Genomic DNA, 26,628 nt, shown 5'->3' with positions numbered 1-26,628 from the left:
GCCAGCGGGCAGAGTTAGGGAGGATCAGTCGATCACTTTCAGTTCACGGCCCACCTTGATGAAGGCGGCCACGGCACGCTGTACCTGTTCCACCGTGTGACCGGCGGACATCTGGGTACGGATGCGCGCCTTGCCCTTGGGCACCACCGGGAAAGAGAAGCCGATCACGTACACGCCCTCCTGCAGCAGGCGGGCGGCCATTTCGCCAGCCAGGCGGGCATCACCCAGCATCACCGGAATGATGGGATGCTGGCCCGGGACCAGGGTGAAACCGGCGGCGGACATTTCATTGCGGAACAGCTCGGCATTGCGCTTGAGCTGGGCGCGCAGCTGCTGGCCTTCGGACTGGATCAGCTTCAGCACTTCCAGGCTGGCAGCGGTAATGGCCGGGGCCAGACTGTTGGAGAACAGATAGGGGCGCGAACGCTGACGCAACAGGTCGATGATGGGCTTGCGGCCGGATACATAGCCACCGGAAGCACCACCCAGCGCCTTGCCCAGGGTGCCGGTGTAGATGTCCACCTTGTCGGCCACGCCGCACAGCTCTGGTGTACCGGCACCGTTTTCGCCGATGAAACCGACGGCATGCGAGTCGTCCACCATCACCAGCGCACCATGGCGGCCGGCCACTTCGCACAGGTTTTCAGGTCGGCAATGATGCCGTCCATGGAGAACACGCCATCGGTGACGATCAGCTTGAAGCGCGCACCGGCCGCTTCGGCGGCAATCAGCTGGGCTTCCAGATCGGCCATATCGTTGTTCTTGTAACGGAAACGCTTGGCCTTGCACAGGCGCACGCCATCGATGATGGAAGCGTGGTTCAGTTCGTCGGAAATCACCGCGTCTTCTTCGCCCAGCAGGGTTTCGAACACGCCGCCGTTGGCGTCGAAACAGCTGGAATACAGGATGGTGTCGTCAGTACCGAGGAAGCCGGAAATGGCCTGCTCCAGATCCTTGTGCACCTGCTGGGTACCACAGATGAAGCGCACCGAGGCGCAGCCATAGCCATAGTCGTCCAGCCCGCGCTTGGCGGCGTCGATCAGGCGGGCATCATCAGCCAGCCCCAGATAGTTGTTGGCACAGAAGTTGAGCACATGCGCACCACCAGCCAGCGCGATATCGGAGCGCTGCGGGGTGGCAATCACCCGTTCCGGCTTTTCAAATCCATCGGCGCGAATTTGGGCCAGCGTGGCTTCCAGGTGGGCAAGATAGGTATGGTTCATGGCAGGGATGTCCTTGTAGGCCAATCGTGAGGCGCCGGGACTGCAGTCGCAGCGGGATCACCGCGCGCCGGAAACTGTCATCCATTCTAGCCCAGCGTATCCGGCATTATCAGTGACAGTTGTCAAGGAAATCACGGGCCGGCTGTCACCATGCCGATGCCCCGTTCCGGGATACTGTCACCATCCCCCCGGTCAGCAAGTGGGTACGTCATTGAATGGTTTTACAGATCCAGCACGATACGGCTGCCTCTGGCGCGCGACACACAAATCAGCATGCTGTTTTGTGCCTGTTTTTCTTCTTCACTCAGGTATTGGTCGCGGTGCTCGGCCTCGCCTTCGACAATGCCCACTTCACAGGTGCCGCACACGCCTTCGCGACACAGGCAATCCACCGCCACCGAACCATCCGACTCGATGGCTTGCAGGATGGTTTGTTCTGCCGCCACCGGGATTTCTCGCCCGGAACGGGCCAGCACCACGGTAAATGCCGCACCGCCCGAAGTGCTGGCAGCAAACTGCTCCCAATGCAGACGGGCGGGCGGAATGCCCTGCTCTGCTCCGGCCTGCTGCACGGCCTCAATCAAGGACTGCGGCCCGCAGACATAGACGTGGTCCTGTTCACCCATTTGCGCCAGCAAGGCTGTGACATTGCACAGCTCGCCCAAGGAAGCATCATGAAAATGGCAGTGCGCGCCGTAACGCGCCGCCAGCTCGTCGACAAAGGCCGCCTGCTCGCGACTGCGAAAGGCATAGTGCAGTTCAAACACTGCGCCGCTGGCCTGTAGCTCTTCCATCTGCGACATGAAGGGCGTAATGCCGATGCCTCCGGCAATCAGAATCTGCCGCCCCGGCGTGGCATGTAGCGGGAATAAATTGTTGGGTGGCGATATCTGCAAGATGTCCCCCTCCGCCACATGTGTGTGCATGAAGGCCGAGCCACCACGCGAAGCTTCCTCGCGTCGAACGGCAATCTGGTATTGCTGCAGCTGAAAAGGCGAGCCAAGCAGCGAGTAGGCATTATGGATAAGACCACTGGCGGTGGGCATTTGCACAATGATATGGCTGCCACCACTGAAGGCCGGCAGCGGGCCACCATCTGCGGCCTGCAGGGTAAAGCGTTTGATCAAGGGGCTGGCTTGTTCGATCCGCACCACGCGGACATTCATATTCGGGGACTGAAGGCTCATGTCGATTCATGCTCGGGGTTGACTGAGCCGCGCAGGAGCATGCCCATCCAGCAGGCCGGACAGCATTGGCCCCGGGCATGCACGTGCGATCGGCACAGCATTGGATTTTGCAATTTCACAGGGTTCATCACGGCAGCGGCGGCAATCGCCAGGCAGCACCGCCGCAGGTGGCATCAGTCCTGATGCTGGCGTGCCACCAAGTGATGGAAGTGGGCAATGCCATGCTCACTGATGCCGCTGCGCTGGCGGTCGGTCATGATGCGCCCCTGACCGCGATAGCCACGCGACTTGAGCCCGCGCTGCACGCTTTCCACCAGCCGCAGGTCCTCCGGCCGGAACACTGTGCGATACCACTCCACCAGTGCCTGCTGCTCGGCAGTCAGCTCCTTGTTGCGGAAATAGATGTCGTAGTGTTGCAAGGTGGTTTCGGCATCCACCGGGAATTCATAAATCACCGTCATGAAGTCGGCTCCCGGCGGGACATTGAACATGGTGCAAGGCCAGGCCCAGTAGCCGCTGAAACTGGGGTCCTTGACCGAGGCGTCGAACTTGAAAGACTTCTCGGAGGAGCGTGCCAGCCCGAATTGCAGTGACCAGTTGCCATGCAGGGTGTGCGTGTATTTGTCCACCTGTACCGAGTCGGCAAAGCCCGGATGGGCCGGTGCACAGTGGTAGCACTCCATATAGTTGTCGACGATGATTTTCCAGTTGGCTGGCGTCGCCGTGACGAAACGGGCAGCCAGATGCAACTGGTCGATCACCGGGCATGCCTTGCGCAGGCTGTCGGCCAGGCCGGGCAATTGCTGCTCTACCGGACCGGCTGCAAGATCCATATTGATGAACACGAAACCGGCATACTCCTCCACTTTCAGCGGCGACAAAGTCGCCTTGTCCGCATCGAAATCGACCACGTTTTCGCAATTGCGGGCATGCCCCAGCTGACCGTCCAGCTTGAAGGTCCAGGCGTGATAGGGACAGGTAATCACGTTCCTGGCCCTGCCACTACCTTGCAGCAGCTGGTGACCCCGATGCGGGCAGACATTATAAAAGCCGCGCAATACGCCATCCCGACCACGCACCACGATGATGTTTTCACCGGCCACCTCACGGGTGATGTAGTCGTTGGATTCGGCCAGTTCACTGCCATGCGCCACGCAAATCCAGCTATGGGCGAAAATCTTCTCCTTTTCGAACTGATAGACCTTGTCCGAGGTGTAATACTCGGCTGGCAGAGTCCAGGCGCGTTCGGGATCAGCACAGAAATCCGGGCTTAATGTGGTGTAGTCATTCATGGATGTTCTCCTCTGCTTGGGGTCGTCACAGGTCTGTAAATACCTGCCCTTTTCTTGTCCGGCCATGCCTTGCGAATCAGCATGGCAAGGTCAGGGGATGGTGGCGCAGCGCCACATGGCATCGCGCTGCAGCCCATGTCATGTCTGTCCATGTCATGTCTGGTCAGCAAGCATGCGAGTGATGGCCGCTGACAGTGCGCGGACCATGCGGGCGGTCTCCGGCCCCTGCTGCCAGAAGCGCAGCAACCATGCAGCAGGCCACGGCCCAGGTGGTACTGCGCCGCAACACCACTGGCCTGCAGGCGCCGGACGTAGAGCAGGCCATCGTCACGAAGCGGGTCGTATTCCGCCACTGCTACAAAGGCGGGGGGCATGCCTTGCAGGTTGGCCGCTGCCAGCGGTGCCAGACGGGGGTCGGCATGTGTGGCCGGATCCGGCGCGTATTGCGCCAGGTAGTAGGCCATGTCATCACGGCCAAGCAACGGGGCATCCGCATGCTCGCTTGCTGCTGGCTCAGTCGGTACGGCCGCCAGTGCGGGATAAATCAGGGCCTGCCCGCATAACGGCGGCCCTTGCCTGCCACGTGTCGCCAGGCATAGCGCAGCCGCCAGATTGCTACCGGCACTATCCCCGGCCACGACAACACGAGCGGGGTTGATACCCAGTGCCAGGCCATCCACGCTCAACCAGTCCCACACGGCCAGACAGTCGTCGAAAGCGGCGGGAAAGACATGCTCGGGCGCCAGGCGGTAGTCCACCACCAGCACGCTTGCGGCACATTCCTGCGCCAGCAATGCTGCGATAAAGGCGTGTGAATCCAGACCGCCCAGTACCCAGCCACCACCATGCAGGTACAGCACACAGGGCCAGCCGGCTGACGGTGTGGCTGTAGCTGGCCGGTACAAGCGCAACGGGATATGCCGTCCATCCACTGGCAGAAGATGGTCTTCAAGCTGCACGCCATCCGGCAACGGCGGCGTGAAATGCCGACACAGGGCGTCGTAGGCCACACGCATCTGCATCAGGCTGTCATCGACGGGTTGAAACAGGGCACTCTGGTTTACAAAAGACTGCATTTCTGCAGAAAGCTGATCAGCACGCGCCATGGCCACACTCATGAACCGGACTGCTGACTGGCCACCTCAGGAGGAGGCTGTTCGCCTATCCGATGTGCCGGAACATCACCGTAATCTTCACGCAGCCACTTGAGCAGGCCATACACCTTGACCAGGGTGATGATGGCAAAGGGAATGGCCGTCACAATCACCGTGGTCTTCATGGTATTGAGTGGTGCCTTGGCAAAAATCATGGCCAGCGGCACCAGGGTGAGCATGACGCACCAGAACAAGCGATCGACAGGGGACGGGTCTTCGCCTTCAGCCAGATTGCGGGTACAGGTAGCGGAAACGGCGTAACCTACCGCATCCATGTGTGCAGCCAGAAAGATCGCCATCACGGCCAGGAAAAATGCGATCACCACACGGCCAGCCGGCAACAACACCAGCAACTGTGCAATGGCCGATTCCCCTCCTTGATCCTGCAATACCTGCGGCACCGCCACCAGGCCTGTGATGAAGCTGTGCACGCTATAGCTTTCCAGCACGCCGTAAACAAACCAGATACCGGCACAGCCACCCAACATCATGGCCAGCAACACCTCACGGATGGTTCGGCCACGGGATACCCGGGTAACAAACAAGGCTACGCCCGGCGCATAGGAAATCCACCACAGCCAGTAAAATACGGTCCACTCACGGGTAAACTTGCCGTCGCCCAAGGGGTCGGTAAACAAGCTCATGTCGATAAAGCTGCTGAGCATCAGGCCCAGGCTGGACAACACATTACTGGTAATGAAATGGGTCGGCCCCAGCAAGTACACATAAGCGGCCAGTGCCAGCACGCCCCAGCACACCATCTGGCTCAGACGCTTCATGCCACCATCCATGCCCACCCAGGATGACAGGGTGAACAGCACAGCAACGGACAGAATCACTACCAGCTGCGTGACAAAATTGTCCGGGATGCCGATAAGGGTGGACAACAGACGGGTAAAGGTGGTGGCAGTCAGTACCAGGGAAATGGTCAATGCGCCAAACATGCACAGCATGAACAGCAAATCCACCAGACGGCCCAAGGCACCATCAGGCTTGCGACCAGTAATGCTGCCGACAATCGCAGCCAGGCTCAGTCCCTTGTTCTTGCGTACATGAAAGTAGTAGCACATGGCCACCGAGCCCACGGCATACATGGCCCAGGCACTCAGGCCGGAATGAAACAGGGAATACGCCACACTGTATTTCAGCGCTTGCGGTGACGCCGGGGGCAGGTTCAGACCAGGGGTCTGGTAGTAATAGGCCCAGTCCAGAAAGCCCCAGTACAAGGCCGATGAACCCATGCCGGACATGATGAACATGAAAATCCACGACAAGGTGGAATAGTCGGGCCCGCCTTCACCCAGCCGGATCAGCCCGTACTTGCTCATCCCCAGCCAGATGACAAACAGGACCGAACAAAAGGCAAACAACAGGATGGGCGAGGCAAACACCGTGGTACACCAGTACATCAATCGGTCTGCAACTGCGATGGATGCCTGCGGCATGAGGATCATGACCATCACCATCGCAAAAACAATCACCAGGCTGACCAGAGCCAGTGGCATGTCCCGCCGGTTTGGTTTGCTCATGTTCATGATGCCTCCCGCCAGTGCAATCCTGCCGGCAGCAGTACTTGCCCGCTGCCATCCGCCGTAATGACTGCAATCCCGTAAGCCTTCATCCCACCCTCCTCTGTTCTTTCGCCGTAATGCAAGGTGACACCGAGCGCTAGCATGGCGGAAAAGCAAGCCGGGATAATTGGCAGCTCTGTGCATACAGAAGACACGAAACATGAAGGATTTGCTGCAGCTGGAAGATTTGCGTGTTTTTTGCCTGGTGGTACGCAAGGGCGGGTTTACTGCGGCGGCCGAAGCCATGGCTGCCTCACCGGCCTATGTCAGCAAGCGCATCCGCGTGCTGGAACAAAGCCTGGGTTGCCGCCTGATCAACCGCACCACCCGGCGCATAGCACTGACAGAGCAAGGAGAACGCATCCACGGCTGGGCGGGAAAGATACTGCAGGATGTAGAACAGATGAGCGTGGAGATTGGCAGCGCCCAACAGCAGCCGCGCGGCATTATCCGCATCAGCAGCAGCTTCGGCTTTGGCAGGGTTCACCTGGCACCGGCACTGGGCGAGCTGGCACGACATTACCCTGAGCTGAGCATACGGCTGGAACTGGCCGATTGCCTGATCGACCTGGCACAGGAAGGCATTGATCTGGACATCCGGGTGGGCAACGAAATTGCCCCGCAACTGCTGGCCCGCAAGCTGGTGGAAAACCGGCGCATCCTGTGCGCTTCACCGGACTACCTGTTGCGACACGGCCACCCGACCGGACTGGAAGCACTGATGCAGCACAACTGCCTGGTGATCAAGGAAAGGGATCATCCCTTCGGGGTATGGCGGCTGACCGGCCCGCACGGCGAGCACAGCATCCGCGTGCAAGGTGCCCTGGCCGCCAACCATGGCGAGGTGGTGCACCAATGGGCCTTGCAAGGGCACGGCATCATGCTGCGTTCGCTATGGGACGTGGCAGGCGAACTGGAACGGGGTGAACTGGTGCAGGTGTTACCCGACTACTACCTGCAGGCAGACATCTGGGCGGTGTATCCGGACAAGCTGGCCAGTTCGGCCAAGCTGCGGGTGTGTGTGGAATTCTTCCAGCACTATTTCGGGCAGGGCAAGCTGGCCTGATGACAGCCAGCCATGTCCGATGGGGAGCAGCACTATTTGGGCTTGCGCAAGCTGGGCGGCGTATGCCCGGCAGGAGTGTCCGCGTCTTGCTCCTCGTCATCATCCGCATAAGGCTGCGGTTTGACGCCGGGCAAATCAACCGGTGGCGGGGCCTTGGACAGACGTGCCAGCGAGCCGATGGTGGACATCACCAGTGCCACGATGACAAACAGCCAGAACCAGGTGGAGTGCAGAATATCCATGGCCTCTTCCTTCAGGGGTTCACTTGCCACCGTCCGGCAGGCATCCGGACGGTGGCAAGCAAAAGTCAGCCGCGACGCAGCACACGCGCTGCATCCAGCGCAAAGTAAGTCAGAATGCCATCGGCCCCGGCACGCTTGAAGGCCATCAGGCTCTCCATCATGCACTTTTCCTCGTCCAGCCAGCCATTCTGGAATGCGGCCTTCAGCATCGCGTACTCACCGGATACCTGGTAAGCGTAGGTTGGCACGCGGAAGGTGTCTTTCACGCGGCGAATCACGTCCAGATACGGCATGCCCGGCTTGATCATCACCATGTCGGCACCCTCTTCCAGATCCATCGCCACTTCCTGGATGGCTTCGTCCAGATTGGCCGGATCCATCTGGTAGCTGTACTTGTCGGCCTTGCCCAGATTACCTGCCGAACCCACCGCATCGCGGAAGGGGCCGTAGAAAGCCGATGCATACTTGGCCGAGTAAGCCAGGATCTTGGTGTGAATGAAACCGGCTTCTTCAAACGCATCGCGCAGCGCACCAATGCGACCATCCATCATGTCGGACGGGCCGAACACATCCACCCCGGCTTCGGCATGGCACAGGCCCTGACGAATCAGTACTTCGGTGGTTTCGTCGTTCAGGACATAGCCGCTGTCATCAATCAGGCCATCCTGACCATGTACGGTATACGGGTCCAGCGCACCGTCGGTCATCACCCCCAGCTCGGGAAAGCGCTGCTTGAGTGCGCGCACCACGGTGGGCACCAGGCCATCCGGGTTGTAAGCCTCCTGCGCCGCATTGTCCTTGCCGGTTTCAATCACCGGAAACAGCGACAGCATCGGAATACCCAGCTCCACCGCCTGTTCGGCGGTATACAGCAGCTTGTCCAGACTTTGCCGTACCACCCCCGGCATCGACGCCACGGCCTGTTCACGGTTCTCACCTTCCAGCACGAATACCGGGTAGATCAGATCATTGGTGGTGAGCACGTTTTCACGCATCAGGCGACGAGAGAAATCATCCTTGCGCATGCGACGCATGCGGGTGGCCGGGAAATAGCGGTTGGCAAAAATCATGGTGTTTCCATCACAAGGGACAATGGCGATGGGCGGAATTGTACGCCTGTTGCTGCGGACTGGCAGCGCCATTCGCCATTTTGCCGTCGGTACTGGCGGGTATCCGTCCGCAACAAGGGCTACCGTCCCATTTCCGTCTGGCTGATCGAACCTCGCAGAATAGCCATGCATAAAAATCATATCAATCATTCTGCGGACTCATGGCAAGCCGTAATATTTGTTGTGCAAAAGCTGCATTTTTCATGAAAAAACTGTCCGATTTGCCAAAATGCAACAGAGAAAAACCACGATGAAACAGATGTTTCAATCGTGGATCAATGATTGGAAACAAATATTTGCAGCCGGATGAAACTTCACAACATATTTTTAACAATATGATTTTTAAAGATTTTTACAAGTAAAAACATTGCTGAATAGACACAACGGCCCGCCAGCAAGCACGGACACCCCGCTGCTTTGTTAATAAATGTTCGTTGACGCCCTCTCAGCCGTTTCGCACACTCAGCCCCGTCGGTGAAATCAAGTTTTTACATGGCTTGACCAGAACCGCAGCCAGCCTGCCAACAGATCAGGCGGACACAGAAATTACTATTAAAGGATTTAGAGGAATGAAAAAACTCGTACTCGCTGCCGCCATTGCTGCAGCCATGCCGGTATTGGCTCATGCCGACGTCACCATCTACGGTTCCATCCGTGCTGGCCTGGACAGCATGAAGAGCACCGACACCAGCTTCAAGTCGAGCACTGGTGTGGACGACTTCGCCAGCCGTATCGGCTTCAAGGGTAACGAAGACCTGGGCAATGGCCTGAAAGCCATCTGGCAGGTTGAAACCGGCATGAACGTGGATGGCGTTGCCACCAGCGGTACCGGTGCCGGCACCTTCGCCAACCGCACCAGCTTTGTTGGTGTTGAGGGCAACTTCGGTAAGGTTCGTCTGGGCTACATCGACGACGTACTGGCCGAAACCGAGTCCACCGACAATCTGTACGGCCCGCGTCGCGATGCGAGCACCGGCATTGCCTTCCCGCTGTACGAAGGTACGGATGTATTCGGTGCCTACGGTGATGGCCGCGTGAAAAACGGCGTGCGCTACGACAGCCCGGACCTGAACGGCTTCAATGCCATGGTTCAGCTTGGCTCCGGCGAAGCACAGGTTTCCGGTGGCAAGAAAACCGGCAACACCCTGGGTACCCGTCTGGCCTACGCCAATTCCGGTTTCTTCGGTGCTTACGCCTACATGGCCAAGTACAACACCGTGGCAGACCACAACAGCGGCATTCACCGTGTTGAATTCGGCTACGACGCCAACAATCTGTACCTGGCAGCCACCCTGCAGCGCAGCACCCTGTGGGGCAATGCCTGGGCGACCAATAGCGATGGCAGCCAGGCCGTTGCCGGCATCGCCAGTACCACCGTTGCCAATACCGGTGCCAACAAGCTGACCAGCAATTCCTGGGCTGTCAATGTTGCCTACACCATCGGTGCCTTCAAGCCGTCTTTCGTCTACTCCAAGCGCAGCAGCGTCAAGGTTGACGGCCAGTCTCAGGACTGGGGTGCAACACAGTTTGCTGCAGCGCTGGATTACAGCCTGAGCAAGCGCACCATGTTTGAAGCCGGTTACGGTCAGGTGAAGGAAGACAAGGGCGCGCAAACTGCAATGGGCTGGGCCAAGGACAAGGCCACCATTACCTGGGTGATGCTGAAGCACAACTTCTAAGCACTACCCACTGGCTGGTTCCTTTGAAGAAAGTCATTTGCCACCGCCCTGCCGCGGTGGCTTTTTTCATTCTGGCCGAATAGTGCGCAGCCAATAAAAAACGGAGCCCGCAGGCTCCGTCTGTTTTCCATCATTGGCAGCACTTATTCGAAGAAATCGCGCAGCTTGTCCATGAAGGATTTGGAACGCGGATTATGAGTCGCCACATCGCCCTGGCTGATGGCGTCGAATTCGCGCAGCAGCTCTTTCTGACGCTCGGTCAGCTTGACCGGGGTTTCCACCACCACATGGCAGTGCAGATCGCCATAATCGGTGCCACGTACCGCTTTCACACCCTTGCCACGCAGACGGTATACCCGGCCGCTTTGCGTTTCGGCGGCAATCTTCACCTTCGCCATGCCATCGAGCGTGGGAATCTCGATTTCGCCGCCCAGCGCTGCCGTGGCAAAGGAAATCGGCATCTCGCAGTGCAGGTCCATGCCGTCACGCTGGAACACCGCATGCTGCTTGATGTGGGTCACTACATACAAATCACCCGACGGCCCGCCATTCTGCCCCGGTTCGCCTTCACCGGACAGGCGGATGCGGTCGCCCTCGTCCACACCAGCCGGAATCTTCACGTTCAGCGTCTTGTTGGTCTTCTTCTGACCCGCGCCATGGCAGCTGGTGCAAGGATCGGTAATCTGCTTGCCGGTGCCATGGCATGTCGGGCAGGTTTGCTGGATGGAGAAGAAGCCCTGGCTCATGCGTACCTGACCATGACCACCGCAGGTGGAGCAGGTCTTGGGCTGGGTGCCCGGCTTGGCACCGGTGCCATGGCATACTTCGCAGTCTTCATGCGAAGGAATGCGGATCTGCTTTTCGCAGCCGCGGGCGGCTTCTTCCAGCGTGATGTCCAGGTTGTAGCGCAGGTCTGCGCCACGATAGACATTGGAACGACCACCACCAGCGCCACCACGGCCGCCGCCGAAGATGTCGCTGAAAATATCGGCAAAATCGCCAAAACCACCAAAGCCGGCACCACCACCGCCTGCACCGGCCTGCGGGTCTACCCCGGCATGGCCGAACTGGTCGTAGGCGCTGCGCTTCTGGCTGTCAGAGAGGATTTCATACGCCTCTTTGACTTCCTTGAACTTTTCTTCGGCTTCCTTGCTGTCCGGATTGCGGTCCGGGTGATACTTCATCGCCAGCTTGCGGTAAGCCTTTTTGATGTCGTCCTCGGAAGCATCGCGATTGACGCCGAGTACATCATAAAAATCTCTTTTGGACATGGTGTTTCACTCATCTGGCCGTGACCAACCGGTACGGCAGGCAATGATCTTCTTAACATGGCAAAGGCACAGAGGCCGGTGGAGCAGTCTCCGCCATTCCCTGTGCCTCGTTCAATCAGCAAGCCGCAGGCTTACTTCTTGTCTTTTACTTCTTCGAACTCGGCATCCACCACGTCGCCTTCGTCCTTGGCCTTGCCGGCATCGGCAGCCCCCTGACCAGCTTCAGCCTGTTGTGCCTGGGCATACATGATTTCACCCAGTTTCTGGCTGGCCTTGGCCAGTTCTTCGGTCTTGGCTTCGATGACAGCCTTGTCTTCGCCCTTCACCACTTCTTCAGCGGCTTTGACAGCGTCTTCGATCTTGGCCTTTTCAGCCGCGTCGATCTTGTCGCCATGCTCGGACAGGGACTTCTTCACGCTGTGGATCAGGCCTTCAGCCTGGTTACGCGCGGTCACCAGTTCGTGCAGCTTCTTGTCTTCCTCGGCATTGGCTTCGGCATCCTTCACCATGCGCTGGATTTCCTCTTCCGACAGACCGGAAGAAGCCTGGATGGTGATGTTGGCCTGCTTGCCGCTGGCCTTGTCCTTGGCCGATACGTGCAGGATACCGTTGGCGTCGATGTTGAATTCCACTTCGATCTGCGGAATGCCACGCGGAGCCGGCGGAATGTCACCCAGGTTGAACTGACCCAGGCTCTTGTTGGCCGCAGCCTTTTCACGCTCGCCTTGCAGCACGTGGATGGTCACCGCAGTCTGGTTGTCATCCGCAGTGGAGAAGGTTTGCGAAGCCTTGGTCGGAATGGTGGTGTTCTTCTGGATCAGCTTGGTCATCACGCCACCCAGGGTTTCGATACCCAGCGACAGCGGAGTCACGTCCAGCAGCAGCACGTCCTTGCGATCGCCGGACAGTACCGAACCTTGAATGGCAGCACCAACGGCCACGGCTTCGTCCGGGTTCACGTCCTTGCGCGGTTCCTTGCCAAAGAATTCCTTCACCGCATCCTGTACCTTCGGCATACGGGTCTGGCCACCTACCAGAATCACGTCGGTGATGTCAGACAGCGATACACCAGCGTCCTTCAGCGCAACACGGCACGGCTCGATGGAGCGGGTGATCAGGTCGTCAACCAGGCTTTCGAACTTGGCGCGGGTAATCTTCATCGCCAGGTGCTTCGGACCGGTGGCATCCATGGTGATGTACGGCAGGTTCACTTCGGTCTGGGTGGCGCTGGACAGCTCGATCTTGGCCTTTTCAGCAGCTTCCTTCAGACGTTGCAGAGCCATTACGTCGTTCTTCAGGTTCACGCCCTGTTCGCGCTGGAACTCGGTCACGATGTAATCGATGATGCGCTGGTCGAAGTCTTCACCGCCCAGGAAGGTGTCACCGTTGGTGGACAGCACTTCGAACTGGTGCTCGCCGTCAACGTCGGCGATTTCGATGATGGACACGTCGAACGTACCACCACCCAGGTCGTATACGGCAATCTTGCGGTCACCTTCCTGCTTGGCCAGGCCAAAGGCCAGCGCAGCAGCGGTCGGTTCGTTGATGATGCGCTTTACTTCCAGACCGGCAATACGGCCGGCATCCTTGGTGGCCTGACGCTGGCTGTCGTTGAAGTAAGCCGGTACGGTAATTACCGCTTCGGTCACTTCTTCACCCAGGTAGTCTTCGGCAGCCTTCTTCATCTTGCGCAGTACTTCTGCGGAGATTTGCGGCGGAGCCAGTTCCTGGTCACGTACCTTCACCCAGGCGTCGCCATTGGGGGCCTTCATGATCTGGAAAGGCATCAGGTCGATGTCTTTTTGTACTTCCTTGTCTTCGAAGCGGCGGCCGATCAGGCGCTTGGCTGCGTACAGGGTGTTCTTCGGGTTGGTGACTGCCTGACGCTTGGCCGGTGCACCCACCAGGATTTCGCCATCTTCCATGTAAGCAATGATGGAAGGCGTGGTACGTGCGCCTTCGGCGTTTTCAATCACTTTCGGGTTGCCACCTTCAACTACGGCTACGCAGGAGTTGGTCGTACCCAGGTCAATACCAATGATTTTGCCCATCTTCTATTCCTTTATATCTGAATTCGTTGCGACTACGGCCAGCAAGCTGATAGCCGAGGCCTGTTGCGTTCATAGGTATTGGCTATGTGGTCTTTTTCAAGAGCCGGCCAAGAACCTTTTTATGGTTTTCGTGTCAGCCTTTGGCTTTGGCCACGATCACCATGGCCGGACGCAGCGTGCGCTCAGCCAGTTGATAACCTTTTTGCAGCACCCGTAACACCGTATTGGCTTCGGCGTCGGACTCTTCCGCGCTCATCGCCTGGTGTTGGTGCGGATCCAGCTTGTCGCCCACAGCCGGGCTGATTTCCTTGATTTGTGCCTTGTCAAAGGCAGCCACCAGCTGCTTGAGCGTCATGTCCACGCCCATCTTCAGGGTGTCGATCTGACCGCTTTGATCCAGCAGCGCCATTTCCAGGTAGTCCTTTACCGGAACCAGTTCCTGGGCAAACTTGTTGATGGCGTATTTCTGGGTGTTCAGCAGTTCTTCGGCATTGCGGCGACGCAGGTTTTCCTGGTCTGCACGGCTGCGCAGCAGTTGATCCTGCAGATCGGCCACCTGGGCTTCCAGTTCGGCAATGCGCTGTTCCACGGTTTGCTCTGTTTGCTGTTCGCTGGCAGCGGCGTTGTTCACGTCTTCAACGACGGCTTCGTTGTTCGTGTTGTTCTGGTTTTCCTGCATGGCAAGACCTCAAAAAAGTCGGCTTTTAACAATATCCCGACCTCAGATAAGGTCTATCGCGAGGAATTCAAGTCTTTTGTCTTGCCCCCCGGTAACAGCGCCTGTTACCGGGCCTCACCAGCCTGCGCGTTTTCGGACTTTTGTTTTCGCAACTGCAACAAAATGCGCGCATTATCACCTTCGGTTTTAGCCATGATTGTTATCTTCTGAACATCGGTTTTTTTTCGGTGTTGCACTGCACACAAGCGATTTTTTTTGTGCATATAATGGCTCACACATGCTAAGTGACCCACTCGGAAGAGCCGTCAGCCACGGGCATCCGGTGGTCATAAGGGGCAATGGACATAAACCGTTGTCAACAAAATCAGTCCGGAAAAACCGGAATGTCATTTGGCCAGAGGACTGCCGGAATTTACCGGCTCTGCAGAGAAAACTATTCGAGAAGGGTTTGAACATGACTACTCGCGAACAACGTATCGCCGCCATTCAACATGACTGGGACACCAACCCGCGCTGGAAAGGTATCAAGCGTGGTTACACCGCTGCCGACGTAGAGCGTCTGCGTGGTTCGGTACAAGTGGAACACACCCTGGCCCGCCAAGGCGCCGAGAAACTGTGGAACCTGGTCAACAACGAACCCTACATCAACTGTCTGGGCGCACTGACCGGTGGTCAGGCCATGCAGCAGGTGAAAGCCGGCATCAAGGCCATCTACCTGTCCGGCTGGCAAGTGGCTGCTGACAACAACGAATACTCCGCCATGTACCCGGACCAGTCCCTGTACCCGGTGGACTCCGTGCCGAAGGTGGTAGAGCGCATCAACAACGCCTTCACCCGCGCCGATGAAATCCAGCACTCCAAGGGCGTTGAAAAAGGCCAGCCTGGCTTTGTTGACTACTACGCGCCCATCGTGGCCGATGCCGAAGCCGGTTTCGGCGGCGTGCTCAACGCCTACGAACTGATGAAGGCCATGATCCGCGCTGGCGCGGGTGGCGTTCACTTCGAAGACCAGCTGGCTTCTGTCAAGAAATGCGGCCACATGGGCGGCAAGGTACTGGTTCCGACCCAGGAAGCCATCCAGAAGCTGATCGCAGCTCGTATGGCTGCTGACGTATACGGCGTGCCGACCCTGGTGATTGCTCGTACCGATGCTGAAGCTGCTGACCTGATCACCAGCGACTACGACGCCAACGACAAGCCTTTCCTGACTGGCGAGCGCACTGCCGAAGGCTTCTACAAGACCAAGAAGGGTCTGGAACAAGCCATCAGCCGCGCCGTGGCCTACGCTGACTACGCCGACCTGGTATGGTGCGAAACCGGCACCCCGGACCTGGAATTTGCCCGCAAGTTCGCTGAAGCCGTTCACGCCAAACATCCGGGCAAGCTGCTGGCCTATAACTGCTCGCCGTCCTTCAACTGGAAGAAGAACCTGGACGATGCCACCATCGCCAAGTTCCAGCGCGAACTGGGTGCCATGGGCTACAAATACCAGTTCATCACTTTGGCTGGTATCCACAACATGTGGTACAACATGTACGACCTGGCACAAGACTACGTTGCCCGCGGCATGTCGGCTTATGTTGAGAAGGTACAAGAGCCGGAATTCGCTGCCCGCGAACGTGGCTACACCTTCGTATCCCACCAGCAAGAAGTGGGCACCGGCTACTTCGACGATATCACCACCGTGATTCAAGGCGGTCAATCCAGCGTAACCGCGCTGACCGGCTCTACCGAAGAAGAGCAGTTCCACTAAGCAGTGACAGGAGCTGCATGCCAGCTCTGCCCTCCACGCCCGCCAGCCTTGCGCTCGCGGGCGTTTTGTTTTCCTGCAGCCATTTATTAAATCTGGCTAAACAATCAATTCATCAAAAGCGACTAGTCCTGACACGAACAATCACTATACTGGACGCTGCTATTCTTCATTGGCTGGACTGTCGGTCACGGCAAGCCAGCCCTTCCCGCTTCATTTCCAGCAAAGGGATTCATCATGACCAAGGTTGTCGTTGTCTATCATTCCGGCTACGGCCATACCCAACGTGTTGCCCAGCAAGTGGCTGCCGGTGCCAATGCCGAGCTTGTTGCCATCGACGCCGAAGGCAATGTGCCGGACAGCGCCTGGGACCAGCTGGCAGCAGCCGACGCCATCATTTTTGGCGCGCCCACTTATATGGGCAGCCCGAGCTGGCAGTTCAAGAAATTTGCCGATGCCACTTCCAAGGCCTGGTTCACCCGCGCCTGGCAAGACAAGGTATTCGGCGGCTTCACCAACAGTGCCAGCCTGAACGGCGACAAGCAGGTTGCCCTGATCACCCTGCAAACCCTGGCTTCGCAACACGGTGGCATCTGGGTCAGCCTGGGTCTGCTGCCGAGCAATACCAAGGCCGCCCAGCGTACTGACATCAACAATCTGGGTGGTTCGGTTGGCCTCTTGGTACAGTCCCCGGCCGATGCCAGCGTGGATGAAATCCCGCAGGGTGACCTGGACACCGCCAAGCAATACGGCGCACGCGTGGCTGCCATCGCCGCCAAGCTGCGCGGCTGATTTTTCAGCGCTGCAGATGCAAAAAAGCCACCTCGCGAGGTGGCTTTTTCTTTGGCAGGTACCGAAGCAAGTACGGAATCAGGCCTGCTTGTGCAAGTGGGAGTTCTTGCGCGAGTAACCGAAGTACACCACCAGACCAATCACCAGCCACACCACAAAGCACAACCAGGTCAGTATGGACAGTTGCGCCATCAGGAATACGCAGAAGATGACGGCCAGTGCCGGAACATAAGGTACGCCCGGGCACAGGAATTTGCGCGGCAGGTTGGGCTCGGTCTTGCGCAGCTTGATGATGGCAATGGCAATCAGCGAGAAGGCAGCCAGCGTACCGATGTTCACCAGTTCGGCCAGGGTATGCAGCGGAATGAAGCCGGCAATCAGGGCGATGATGGTGCCGATCAGCCAGGTGGCCTTGTACGGCGTGCCGTATTTCGGGTTCACTTCGGAGAAGATTTTCGGCAGCAGACCGTCGCGGCTCATGGCAAACAGGATACGGGTCTGGCCGTAGGTCATCACCAGAATCACGGTCAGCATGCCCAGAATGGCACCCAGATCGACAAAACCGGCAAACCAGTCCAGCTTGGCCACTTGCAGCGCCAGCGATACCGGGTGGTCGATACCGGCGAAATGCGCGTAAGGCACGATGCCGGTCATGATGGCCGACACGATCACGTACAGGATGGAGCAGATGGCCAGCGACCAGATCACACCCTTGGGAATGTCGCGCGCCGGGTCTTTCACTTCTTCCGCCGCACAAGTCACTGCGTCAAAACCCAGGAAGCTGAAGAACACGATGGCCGCGCCATGGAATACGCCATTCATGCCGTAAGGCAGGGCCGGGCTCCAGTTGGCCGGTTTGACATGCCACACGCCGATGGCAATGAACATCAGCACCACGGCTACCTTGATCAGCACCACGATATTGTTGACACGTTTGGATTCCTTGATGCCAAAGGCCAGCAAGGCAGTAATCAGCATCGCGATGGTGAAGGCAGGCAGATTGAACAAGGTATCCTTGCCCGGAACCGCACCCGCCGCAGCCGTCAGCGCATCAGGCAGGTGAATGCCGAAACCGCCCAGCAGGCTCTGGAAATAACCGGACCAACCCACCGATACGGCAGAAGATGCCAGCAGGTATTCCAGCATCAGGTCCCAGCCGATGATCCAGGCCACCAGTTCACCCAGCGTGGCGTATGCATAGGTATAAGTAGAGCCGGAAATCGGCAGCATGGCGGCGAATTCTGCATAGCACAGTGCAGCAAAGCCGCAGGCAAATGCGCCGATGATGAAGGACAACACCAGGCCCGGGCCTGCCACCGTGGCACCGGTACCGGTCAACACGAAAATGCCGGTACCGATGATGGCACCGATCCCCAGCATGGTCAGGTCGAAAGCCGTCAGCTCCTTGCGGAGCCCTTTTGCAGTCTGGGCAAATTCCAGCATGCCCTGAACGCTCTTTTTGCGCATCAAACTCATGTTCAGACTATCCTGTGTGCGCCGGTGCCATTGCCATGTTTGGGCAAGGGGACAACCGGCCTTAGATGATCATACTCAGCCCGTCCGCCGCTGCCCTGTCTGCTGCCGGTTCGTGACCGACAACTCAACGCAGGACACTGCCGCGGAAAACGCGCGATCTTACAGGAAGGGGAGAACAGTTCAAGCCAAAATATTGGACAAAGTGTATCCATTATCCATTAATGGCCTTATATCGCGGCAGGATCTATCCCATACTTGTCATAATTGTGCAAGACAAGGCAGTTTGTAGCGCACCTCAGCCAACAATCCGGCAAAAATTGCTGCATTAACGCAATGCCATGCCTATTTGACATGAATTTGTGCTATACCAAGCCCGGAACCGCCAGCCAGGCCAAAGACCAGGGTGACCGACAGCAAGGGGGTTCCGGGCATGCAGCGAAAACCGTGACGCAACAAACTACAGCTTTCAATCCCAATAGCCGGTGGCGGTGTACACCTGGCGCAGGTGTTCGATGAAATGCCGCACCCGGGCCGGTAGAAAACGGCGTTGTGGAACAACGGCATACACCGGGTAATCCGGCGAGGCAAACTGGTCCAGCACCGTCACCAGCCTCCCCTCGGACAAGTCATCCTTGACCTCCCACAAGGAGCGCCAGGCCAGCCCCAATCCCTGCAAGGCCCAGTCATGCAGCACCGCACCATCATTACATTCCTGACGACCTGACACGCGCAGGTTGATCAGTTCGCCATCCCGTTCAAAGCTCCAGCCACGGCTTTGGCTTTCACCCAGCGACAGACAATTGTGCTGCGCCAGCTCTTCCAGCGTGTGTGGAATGCCATGTCTTGCCAGATAGGCGGGCGACGCCACCACCACACGCCGGTTTTCCGCCAGCCGCATGGCTACCAGCGATGAATCAGCCAGATCCGAAATGCGAATCGCACAATCGATACGCTCGCGCTGCAAATCAATCAGCCGGTCCGACAGATCCAGCGTCACCCGGATATCCGGATGCGCCAGCTGGAATGCCGCAATATGCGGTGCCACGTGACGCCGGCCAAAACCGGCCGGGGCGGATACCCGCAGATGGCCGCGCGCCCGGCCGCTACCGGACGCCACTGCGGCCTCGGCTTCGGACAGTTCAGTCAGTATGCGCTGGCAGTCTTCAAAAAATGCCGCGCCTTCCTGGGTCAGGGTTACGCTGCGCGTGGTACGCACCAGCAGCTTCACCCCCAGCCGCTCCTCCAGCGCATCCAGCCGGCGGCCTATCATGGCCGGCACCACGCCTTGCTGACGGGCAGCAGCGGACAGGCTGCCATGATTGACCACGGCGACAAAGGTTTCCAGCTGTTTGAGTTCGCTCATTGCGTACTTAAAAGTAAAAGATGTTATGCCTATTTATGCATTTTTTTTTACTGTTTGGCTAGATACACTGCTTACATCGCAATGCAGCATTTTGTTGATCAAAGGCAGCGGTTCTGCCGTATAAACGCATTTACTTCAGGAGCAAGCACATGGCTGTCACCCTTCCGCAAGGCGTGGAAATCCTCGCCCCGCTGACCCCGGCGTTTGAAGAAATCCTCACGACCGAAGCACTGTCCTTTGTCGCCAAACTGCATCGCCAGTTTGAAGCACGCCGCCGTGAGCTGCTTGCCGCCCGCGTGGTGCGCCAGGCCGAACTGGATGCCGGCAAGCTGCCTGACTTCCTGCCGGAAACCGCCGCCATCCGTGCCGGCGACTGGAAAATTGCACCGCTGCCACAAGACTTGCTGGACCGCCGCGTGGAAATCACCGGGCCGGTGGATCGCAAGATGATGATCAATGCACTGAATTCCGGTGCCAAGAGCTTCATGGCCGACTTCGAGGACTCCAACTGTCCGAGCTGGGAAAACCAGATCAGCGGCCAGATCAATGTCCGTGATGCGTATCGCAAGACCATTTCCTTTGCCAATCCGGACGGCAAGCAATACAAACTGAACGACACCATTGCCACCCTGATCCTGCGTCCGCGCGGCTGGCACCTGATGGAAAAACACGTCACCGTGGATGGCGAGATTGTCTCCGGCGCACTGTTCGACTTCGCCCTGTCCTTCTTCCACAATATTGCCTACCTGCAAACCGTGGGCAGTGCCACCTATTACTACCTGCCAAAGATGGAAGGCCATCTGGAAGCGCGCCTGTGGAACGATGTGTTCGTGTTTGCCCAGAACGAGCTGGGTATCCCGCAGGGCACCATCAAGGCTACCGTGCTGATTGAAACCATCCTCGCAGCCTTCGAGATGGACGAAATCCTCTACGAACTGCGCGAACACAGCTCCGGCCTGAACGCCGGTCGCTGGGACTACATCTTCAGCTGCATCAAGAAGTTCAAGCAGAATCGCGACTTCTGCCTGGCCAACCGTGCACAGATCACCATGACCGTACCCTTCATGCGTGCCTATGCCCTGCTGCTGCTGAAAACCTGCCACCAGCGCAACGCGCCGGCCATCGGTGGCATGGCCGCACTGATTCCGATCAAGAACGACCCGGTGGCCAATGACAAGGCACTGGGTGGCGTGAAAGCCGACAAGGACCGCGATGCCACCGACGGCTACGATGGCGGCTGGGTGGCTCACCCGGGCCTGGTACCGATTGCCAACGAAGCCTTCAGCCGCGTGCTGGGTGATGCCCCCAACCAGATTGCCAAGCAGCGTCCGGATGTGAATGTCACCGCCGCTGACCTGCTGAACTTCCAGCCGGAAGCGCCGATCACCGAAGCCGGCCTGTCCATGAACATCAATGTGGGCATCCAGTATCTGGGTTCCTGGATTTCCGGCAACGGCTGCGTGCCCATCCACAACCTGATGGAAGATGCCGCCACCGCAGAAATCTCCCGCTCGCAGATCTGGCAATGGATCCGCAGCCCCAAGGGCATGCTGGAAGATGGCCGCAAGGTGACGGTGGAACTGTTCCGCGAACTGCAAGCTGCTGAAGTAGCCAAGCTCAAGGCGGAATACGGCAATCGCTGGACCAAGCAGTACGAAGACGCAGCCCGCATGTTCGACCATCTGACCACCTCGGATGACTTTGTCGAATTCCTCACCCTGCCGGGTTACGACTACATCGACTAAACGATCGATCCAATGGTTGGCAATTTGCCAGCTTACACTCATGCGGCCCGTGATCCGGGCGCTTTTTTTTCGCCTGCCCGACGATCGGGCAACTTCCTGTCTCCAATATCCAATCTCAGCCATTTTATTGCGCAACGCAACAAGAAAAATCTTTGGTATTGGAATAAAATTGCGCGAAATATTCATTTTCCAAAAAAATCTATCCTGACTCACAAGGAATTGCCATGTCCCTACGCCATCGCCAACTGCTGGCTGCCGCTGCAGCCGTGCTCTCCCTGTCTGCTTCCGCTGCCGAGCTCAAGTCGGTTGCCATCACGGCCATTGTCGATCACCCGGCGCTGGATGCCGCCCGCAAAGGGGTGACTGACCAACTGAAAGCCGAGGGTTTTGGTGAGGACAAGGTCAAGGTGCAGTATCAAAGCGCGCAGGGTAACCCGGCTACTGCCGGCCAGATCGCCCGCAAGTTTGTCGGCGACAAGCCGGATGTCGCCGTGGCCATTGCCACACCGTCCGCCCAGGCACTGGTTGCCGCCAGCAAAACCCTGCCCATCGTATTCACTGCTGTCACCGACCCGGTGGCTGCCAAGCTGGTCAGCAGCTGGAAACCCAGTGGCAGCAATGTAACCGGCGTTTCCGACATGCTGCCGCTGGGCCCGCAAGTAGACCTGATCCTGAAGGTAAAACCGGGCGCCAAACGCGTCGGTATGGTGTTCAGCCCGGGTGAGGTCAACTCCACCATAGTGGTGAAGGAACTGAAAGAAGAACTGGCCAAGCGCGGCATGAGCCTGGTGGAAGCCCCGGCACCGCGTACCGTGGATGTGGCCCCGGCGGCCAAGAGCCTGATCGGCAAGGTTGATGCCATCTATACCAGCACCGACAACAATGTGGTGTCCACTTACGAATCGCTGGTGGCCGTCGCCAATCAGGCCAAACTGCCGCTGATTGCCTCGGATACCGACTCGGTGAAGCGTGGTGCCATCGCAGCCCTGGGCATGAACTACTACGATATGGGCCGTCAGACCGGCAAGATCGTAGTTCGCATCCTGAAGGGTGAAAAGCCGGGTGCCATCGCTCCGGAAGTAGGCAGCAAGCTGAGCCTGACCGTAAATCCGTCTGCCGCCATGAAGCAAGGTGCGCCGCTGTCCGCCGCCCTGCTGAAAGAAGCGCAGAACACCGTCAAGTAAGCGGTTAGCAGCCTGACTGCCCGGATGGTTTCACCGCCATCCGGGCTTTTTCCGTCTCAACAGCCCGACCTCACCCAGGTCAGGCTTGCCGGCTACACCCCTGACAGGCCGGCATGTCGCAGAGGTGTTCATGTCCCTGATTTCACTGATGGGCGCGCTGGAAATCGGCCTTATCTTTGCCCTCGTCGCACTGGGCGTGCTGATTTCCTTCCGCCTGCTCAACTTTCCCGACCTTACCGCTGACGGCAGTTTCCCGCTGGGCGGTGCCGTCGCTGCCGTGCTGATTGCCGGTGGCCACGACCCGTGGCTGGCTTGCGGCCTGGCTGCCATTGCCGGTGCGGCTGCCGGTTGGCTGACCGCCTGGCTCAATGTGCGTCTGGGCATCCTGCAATTGCTGGCCAGCATTCTGGTGATGATTGCGCTCTATTCCATCAACCTGCGCATCATGGGCGCACCCAATATCGCGCTGATCGGCCTGCCCACCGTATTCACCCCCTTCATCAGCACGGTGAATGACAACGCCTGGCTGATTCAGCCTGCTGTGCTGGCGGTCATTGTGGTCATCGCCAAGCTGTTGCTGGACGCCTTCTTCGCCTCGGAAACCGGCCTCGCGCTGCGCGCCACCGGTGCCAACCCGCGCATGGCACGGGCACAGGGCATTTCCACCGACCGCATGACCCTGGCCGGCATGGCCCTGTCCAATGCACTGATTGCACTGGCAGGTGCCCTATACGTGCAAACCCAGGGTGGTGCCGACATCTCCATGGGCATCGGCACCATTGTGGTGGGCCTCGCCGCCGTCATCATCGGAGAAACCCTGCTGCCGCCACGCACACTATGGCTGGTGACACTGGCCACCGTGCTGGGCGCACTGCTCTACCGCCTGCTGATCGCCCTGGCGCTGAATGCCGACTTCATCGGCCTGCAAGCCCAAGACCTGAACCTGATTACCGCCGTGCTGGTGGGCCTGGCGCTGGTACTGCCCAAAATCAAGGGCAAGCTGCGCAACAAGCAAGGAGGGAAATCCGCATGATGCGCGCCGACAATCTGTTCAAGACATTCAACCCCGGCACTCCACTGGAAAACCCGGTGCTGCGCGGCCTGTCGCTCACCATCGAGTCCGGTCAGTTCGTCACTGTGATCGGTAGCAATGGTGCTGGCAAATCCACCTTCCTGAATGCAATCAGCGGAGACATCAGTCCAGACACCGGCAGCCTGTTCATCGACGGGCAGGATGTCACCCGCCAGTCCGCCTGGCAGCGTGCAGCACTGGTGGCCCGCGTGTTCCAGGACCCGCTGGCCGGTACCTGTGAAGGGCTCACTATCGAAGAAAACCTGGCACTGGCCATGCAGCGCGGCCAGGGACGCGGCCTGTCGCGCGCCGTCAAGGCCAGCTATCGCGAAGCCTTCCGCGACAAGCTGTCCACACTCAAGCTGGGTCTGGAAAACCGCCTGGGAGACCGCATGGGCCTGCTGTCCGGTGGTCAGCGCCAGGCCGTCAGCCTGCTGATGGCATCCTTGCAGCCTTCCCGCCTGCTGCTGCTGGATGAACACACCGCCGCGCTCGACCCCAAAACGGCTGCCTTCGTGCTGGAGCTGACTGACCGCATCGTGACCGAGAACAAGCTGACCGCCCTGATGGTGACTCACTCCATGCGTCAGGCACTGGACCATGGCCATCGCACCGTCATGCTGCACCAAGGCCGCGTGGTACTGGATGTCAGCGGCGACAGCCGCAGCCGCATGGATGTGCCCGATCTGTTGGCCATGTTCGAGCAGACGCGCGGTGAAAAGCTGGACGACGACGCGTTGTTGCTGGGCTGAGTTCTACCTTCGTGCCGGTTGCTGCACCGCAGCCGGCACGGGCCTGCCACGCTCAGTGGCCAATTGCTGGCCAGATATGCGAACCTTCTGCATCAACCCGGCTCAAACGCCTGTTCGCCAATTTTTGCAGGAGTCCGCATGAAATCCACGCTAATTCCCTCCCTGATGGCAGCCAGCCTGCTCATCACACCGGCCCTAGCCAAGGCAGCTGATGGCATCGAACTGCGTCTGTCAGGCTCTGCCCAGCAAGAAGTCGCCAACGACCAGCTACAAGCCACGCTTTACCTGCAGGAAAAAAGCGATCAGCCCGCCACGCTGGCCAACCGCCTGAACAAGGGCATTGCCCAGGGCATGGCACTTGGCAAGAAATATCCTCAAGTGGACGTCAGCAGTGGCAGCTATAACAGCTGGCCCAGCTACGACAAGAACGGCAAGATTCAAGGCTGGCAAGGCCGCGCGGAAATCCGCCTGAAAAGCCGGGACATGACCCAGGCAGCAGAACTGGTAGCACAGCTACAGAAAACCATGCTGCTGGAAGGCGTGCAGTTCACCGTATCCGATGCTGCCCGTCGCGCTGCGGAAAAAGCCATGATTCCAGCTGCATTGGCCGAAATGCAGGCACAAGCCAATATCACGGCGCAAACCCTCGGCAAAAGCCGTATTACCATCAAGGAGCTGGAGTTTGGCAATGCAGCCCCGGCCTTCCGCCCCCCCATGCTGATGCGCGCTGCCGCAGCGCCCATGGCCAAGGAAGCCGATGTGGCACAGCCAGACTGGCAACCAGGCCAAAGCCAGTTGCAACTCACCATCAATGGCAAGATTGAGCTCAACTAGCCCTTTATGCCACCGCAACCTTGCGCTACAGTAAGCAACACAACGGGCTGAATACATCAGCCCGCTTTTACGACCCGCCGAGCACTCTACCACCATGAAACTGATTGCCTCCTACACCAGTCCGTATGCCCGCAAGGTACGCATCGTACTGGCCGACAAGAAGATTGATTGCCCGCTGGAAGAGGACATGCCGTGGAATCCGGATAGCCAGGTCCCGCATTACAACCCGCTGGGCAAAGTCCCGGTGCTGGAGCTGGATGACGGCAGCACCCTGTTCGATTCGCGGGTCATCGTGGAATATCTGGACAATATCTCGCCAGTTGCACGCCTGCTGCCACAGGAAAACCGTCGCCTGATCAATACCCGTCGCTGGGAAGCACTGGCCGATGGCATTACCGATGCCGCCGTCGCCATTGTGCTGGAACAGCGCAGGCCAGCAGACAAGCAGATGCCGGAATGGATCGCACGGCAACAGGACAAGATAGATCGTGGGCTGGCAGTCATGGCCGCCGATCTGGCTGAACGGCAATGGTGTAATGGCGAAAGTTATAGCCTGGCTGACATTGCCGTCGGCTGCTGCCTGGGCTACCTGGATTTCCGTTTCCCGGCCATTGACTGGCGCGAACGCCACCCCAATCTGGCAAGCCTGCTGGAACGGTTGTCCGCTCGCCAATCATTCATCGATACCCGGCCACCGGCAGCGTAAACAAGACATACAAAAACCGGGGCAATCCCGGTTTTTTTCATTTTCCACACCAACGCGCTCATGTCGGCCGTGGTGCCAGCATGATGATGGCCATTCCAGCCAAGGCCAGTGTAGCCCCCAGCACATCCCACAAGCCGGGCCGCACGCCATCAACCCCCCACAGCCATAACAAGGCCACCACCACATAGACACCGCCGTAAGCGGCATAGACACGCCCGGCCGCCGCCGGATGCAAGGTCAGCAGCCAGACAAACAGCAGCAGTGAAAGCGCGGCTGGAACTAATAAATAGATTGAACCCTGCTGTTTCAGCCACAGCCAGGGCAGATAGCAGCCGGTAATCTCGGCCAATGCCGTCAGGCCAAACAAGAGCAATAATTTCAATAATTCCACTACCGTTCCTTCACTGCATTTCGCCGCCGTGGATGCCAA

Annotated in this window: 22 protein-coding genes and 1 pseudogene; 10 read left to right on the top strand and 13 right to left on the bottom strand. The window is 58.5% G+C overall.

Features of this window, described 5'->3' with window-relative positions; all coding sequences use genetic code 11:
• Window positions 1-24: 24 nt before the first annotated feature.
• The 5 genes and pseudogenes from AWT75_RS03990 to AWT75_RS03970 all read right to left on the bottom strand — a co-directional run bounded on the left by AWT75_RS03990 (window position 25) and on the right by AWT75_RS03970 (window position 6,385).
• Window positions 25-1,223, bottom strand: a pseudogene (locus tag AWT75_RS03990) (glycine C-acetyltransferase).
• 221 nt (window positions 1,224-1,444) lie between these two features.
• A complete protein-coding gene (locus tag AWT75_RS03985; protein ID WP_153013235.1) occupies window positions 1,445-2,410 on the bottom strand; it encodes a PDR/VanB family oxidoreductase in 966 nt (321 codons plus the stop codon).
• A gap of 173 nt (window positions 2,411-2,583) precedes the next feature.
• A complete protein-coding gene (locus tag AWT75_RS03980) occupies window positions 2,584-3,702 on the bottom strand; it encodes an aromatic ring-hydroxylating oxygenase subunit alpha (protein ID WP_045847561.1) in 1,119 nt (372 codons plus the stop codon).
• Complete coding sequence (locus AWT75_RS03975; protein ID WP_204376867.1) at window positions 3,699-4,820, bottom strand: alpha/beta hydrolase; 1,122 nt, start codon at window positions 4,818-4,820, stop codon at window positions 3,699-3,701. Before AWT75_RS03975 ends, AWT75_RS03980 begins: the two co-directional genes overlap by 4 nt.
• On the bottom strand, window positions 4,817-6,385 hold the full coding sequence (locus AWT75_RS03970; RefSeq protein WP_082695935.1) for a BCCT family transporter: 1,569 nt from the start codon (window positions 6,383-6,385) through the stop codon (window positions 4,817-4,819). The genes AWT75_RS03975 and AWT75_RS03970 overlap by 4 nt, the downstream gene beginning before the upstream one ends.
• A 202-nt stretch (window positions 6,386-6,587) precedes the next feature.
• On the opposite strand from AWT75_RS03970, the gene AWT75_RS03965 reads away from it, so the two are divergent.
• Window positions 6,588-7,493, top strand: a complete 906-nt coding sequence (locus AWT75_RS03965; protein WP_045847564.1) for a LysR family transcriptional regulator — start codon at window positions 6,588-6,590, stop codon at window positions 7,491-7,493.
• A 32-nt stretch (window positions 7,494-7,525) separates the two neighbouring features.
• On the opposite strand, the gene AWT75_RS03960 is transcribed toward AWT75_RS03965, so the two are convergent.
• Both AWT75_RS03960 and hemB read right to left on the bottom strand, forming a co-directional pair.
• Complete coding sequence (locus AWT75_RS03960; protein WP_045847565.1) at window positions 7,526-7,735, bottom strand: hypothetical protein; 210 nt, start codon at window positions 7,733-7,735, stop codon at window positions 7,526-7,528.
• A gap of 65 nt (window positions 7,736-7,800) precedes the next feature.
• A complete protein-coding gene (hemB, locus tag AWT75_RS03955; RefSeq protein WP_062787556.1) occupies window positions 7,801-8,805 on the bottom strand; it encodes a porphobilinogen synthase in 1,005 nt (334 codons plus the stop codon).
• 608 nt (window positions 8,806-9,413) lie between these two features.
• On the opposite strand from hemB, the gene AWT75_RS03950 reads away from it, so the two are divergent.
• Window positions 9,414-10,523, top strand: a complete 1,110-nt coding sequence (locus tag AWT75_RS03950; protein ID WP_062787553.1) for a porin — start codon at window positions 9,414-9,416, stop codon at window positions 10,521-10,523.
• A gap of 143 nt (window positions 10,524-10,666) precedes the next feature.
• Here AWT75_RS03950 and dnaJ read toward each other — a convergent pair whose 3' ends face one another.
• From dnaJ to grpE, 3 genes are all read right to left on the bottom strand, one after another.
• Window positions 10,667-11,794, bottom strand: coding sequence for a molecular chaperone DnaJ (dnaJ, locus tag AWT75_RS03945; protein WP_062787550.1), 1,128 nt, complete (start codon window positions 11,792-11,794; stop codon window positions 10,667-10,669).
• A 131-nt stretch (window positions 11,795-11,925) separates the two neighbouring features.
• A complete protein-coding gene (gene dnaK, locus AWT75_RS03940) occupies window positions 11,926-13,845 on the bottom strand; it encodes a molecular chaperone DnaK (protein ID WP_045847568.1) in 1,920 nt (639 codons plus the stop codon).
• A gap of 133 nt (window positions 13,846-13,978) precedes the next feature.
• Window positions 13,979-14,524 (bottom strand): nucleotide exchange factor GrpE, encoded by a 546-nt coding sequence (gene grpE / locus AWT75_RS03935; RefSeq protein ID WP_045847569.1) that lies wholly within the window; start codon window positions 14,522-14,524, stop codon window positions 13,979-13,981.
• 454 nt (window positions 14,525-14,978) lie between these two features.
• On the opposite strand from grpE, the gene aceA reads away from it, so the two are divergent.
• Window positions 14,979-16,277, top strand: coding sequence for an isocitrate lyase (aceA, locus tag AWT75_RS03930; RefSeq protein WP_045847570.1), 1,299 nt, complete (start codon window positions 14,979-14,981; stop codon window positions 16,275-16,277).
• Between the two features lie 234 nt (window positions 16,278-16,511).
• On the top strand, window positions 16,512-17,066 hold the full coding sequence (locus AWT75_RS03925) for a flavodoxin family protein (RefSeq protein ID WP_045847571.1): 555 nt from the start codon (window positions 16,512-16,514) through the stop codon (window positions 17,064-17,066).
• A 78-nt stretch (window positions 17,067-17,144) separates the two neighbouring features.
• Here the strand turns inward: AWT75_RS03925 and AWT75_RS03920 are convergent, their stop codons facing one another.
• Window positions 17,145-18,542, bottom strand: coding sequence for a branched-chain amino acid transporter BcaP (locus AWT75_RS03920; RefSeq protein ID WP_062787548.1), 1,398 nt, complete (start codon window positions 18,540-18,542; stop codon window positions 17,145-17,147).
• Window positions 18,543-19,008: 466 nt separating this feature from the next.
• Window positions 19,009-19,905, bottom strand: coding sequence for a LysR family transcriptional regulator (locus AWT75_RS03915; protein WP_045847573.1), 897 nt, complete (start codon window positions 19,903-19,905; stop codon window positions 19,009-19,011).
• A 149-nt stretch (window positions 19,906-20,054) separates the two neighbouring features.
• Here AWT75_RS03915 and aceB point away from each other — a divergent pair, with 149 nt between their 5' ends.
• The 6 genes from aceB (at window position 20,055) to AWT75_RS03885 (ending at window position 26,198) form a co-directional block, all read left to right on the top strand.
• On the top strand, window positions 20,055-21,650 hold the full coding sequence (gene aceB / locus AWT75_RS03910) for a malate synthase A (protein WP_062787545.1): 1,596 nt from the start codon (window positions 20,055-20,057) through the stop codon (window positions 21,648-21,650).
• Window positions 21,651-21,874: 224 nt separating this feature from the next.
• A complete protein-coding gene (locus AWT75_RS03905; protein ID WP_045847575.1) occupies window positions 21,875-22,834 on the top strand; it encodes an ABC transporter substrate-binding protein in 960 nt (319 codons plus the stop codon).
• A gap of 130 nt (window positions 22,835-22,964) precedes the next feature.
• Window positions 22,965-23,867 (top strand): ABC transporter permease, encoded by a 903-nt coding sequence (locus AWT75_RS03900; RefSeq protein ID WP_045847576.1) that lies wholly within the window; start codon window positions 22,965-22,967, stop codon window positions 23,865-23,867.
• The gene (locus tag AWT75_RS03895; RefSeq protein WP_062787542.1) at window positions 23,864-24,658 is read left to right on the top strand and encodes an ABC transporter ATP-binding protein; all 795 of its coding nucleotides are present in this window, start codon (window positions 23,864-23,866) and stop codon (window positions 24,656-24,658) included. Before AWT75_RS03900 ends, AWT75_RS03895 begins: the two co-directional genes overlap by 4 nt.
• A gap of 138 nt (window positions 24,659-24,796) precedes the next feature.
• Window positions 24,797-25,492, top strand: coding sequence for an SIMPL domain-containing protein (locus tag AWT75_RS03890; RefSeq protein WP_045847578.1), 696 nt, complete (start codon window positions 24,797-24,799; stop codon window positions 25,490-25,492).
• 94 nt (window positions 25,493-25,586) lie between these two features.
• Window positions 25,587-26,198 (top strand): glutathione S-transferase, encoded by a 612-nt coding sequence (locus AWT75_RS03885; RefSeq protein WP_062787540.1) that lies wholly within the window; start codon window positions 25,587-25,589, stop codon window positions 26,196-26,198.
• Between the two features lie 58 nt (window positions 26,199-26,256).
• On the opposite strand, the gene AWT75_RS03880 is transcribed toward AWT75_RS03885, so the two are convergent.
• Complete coding sequence (locus tag AWT75_RS03880; RefSeq protein ID WP_476726745.1) at window positions 26,257-26,580, bottom strand: YnfA family protein; 324 nt, start codon at window positions 26,578-26,580, stop codon at window positions 26,257-26,259.
• Between the last annotated feature and the right edge of the window lie 48 nt (window positions 26,581-26,628).

It is taken from the genome of Aquitalea pelogenes (genome assembly GCF_001515305.1).
In the GTDB taxonomy this organism is placed as follows: domain Bacteria; phylum Pseudomonadota; class Gammaproteobacteria; order Burkholderiales; family Chromobacteriaceae; genus Aquitalea; species Aquitalea pelogenes.
This window is presented reverse-complemented; position numbering and strand designations above follow the sequence as displayed.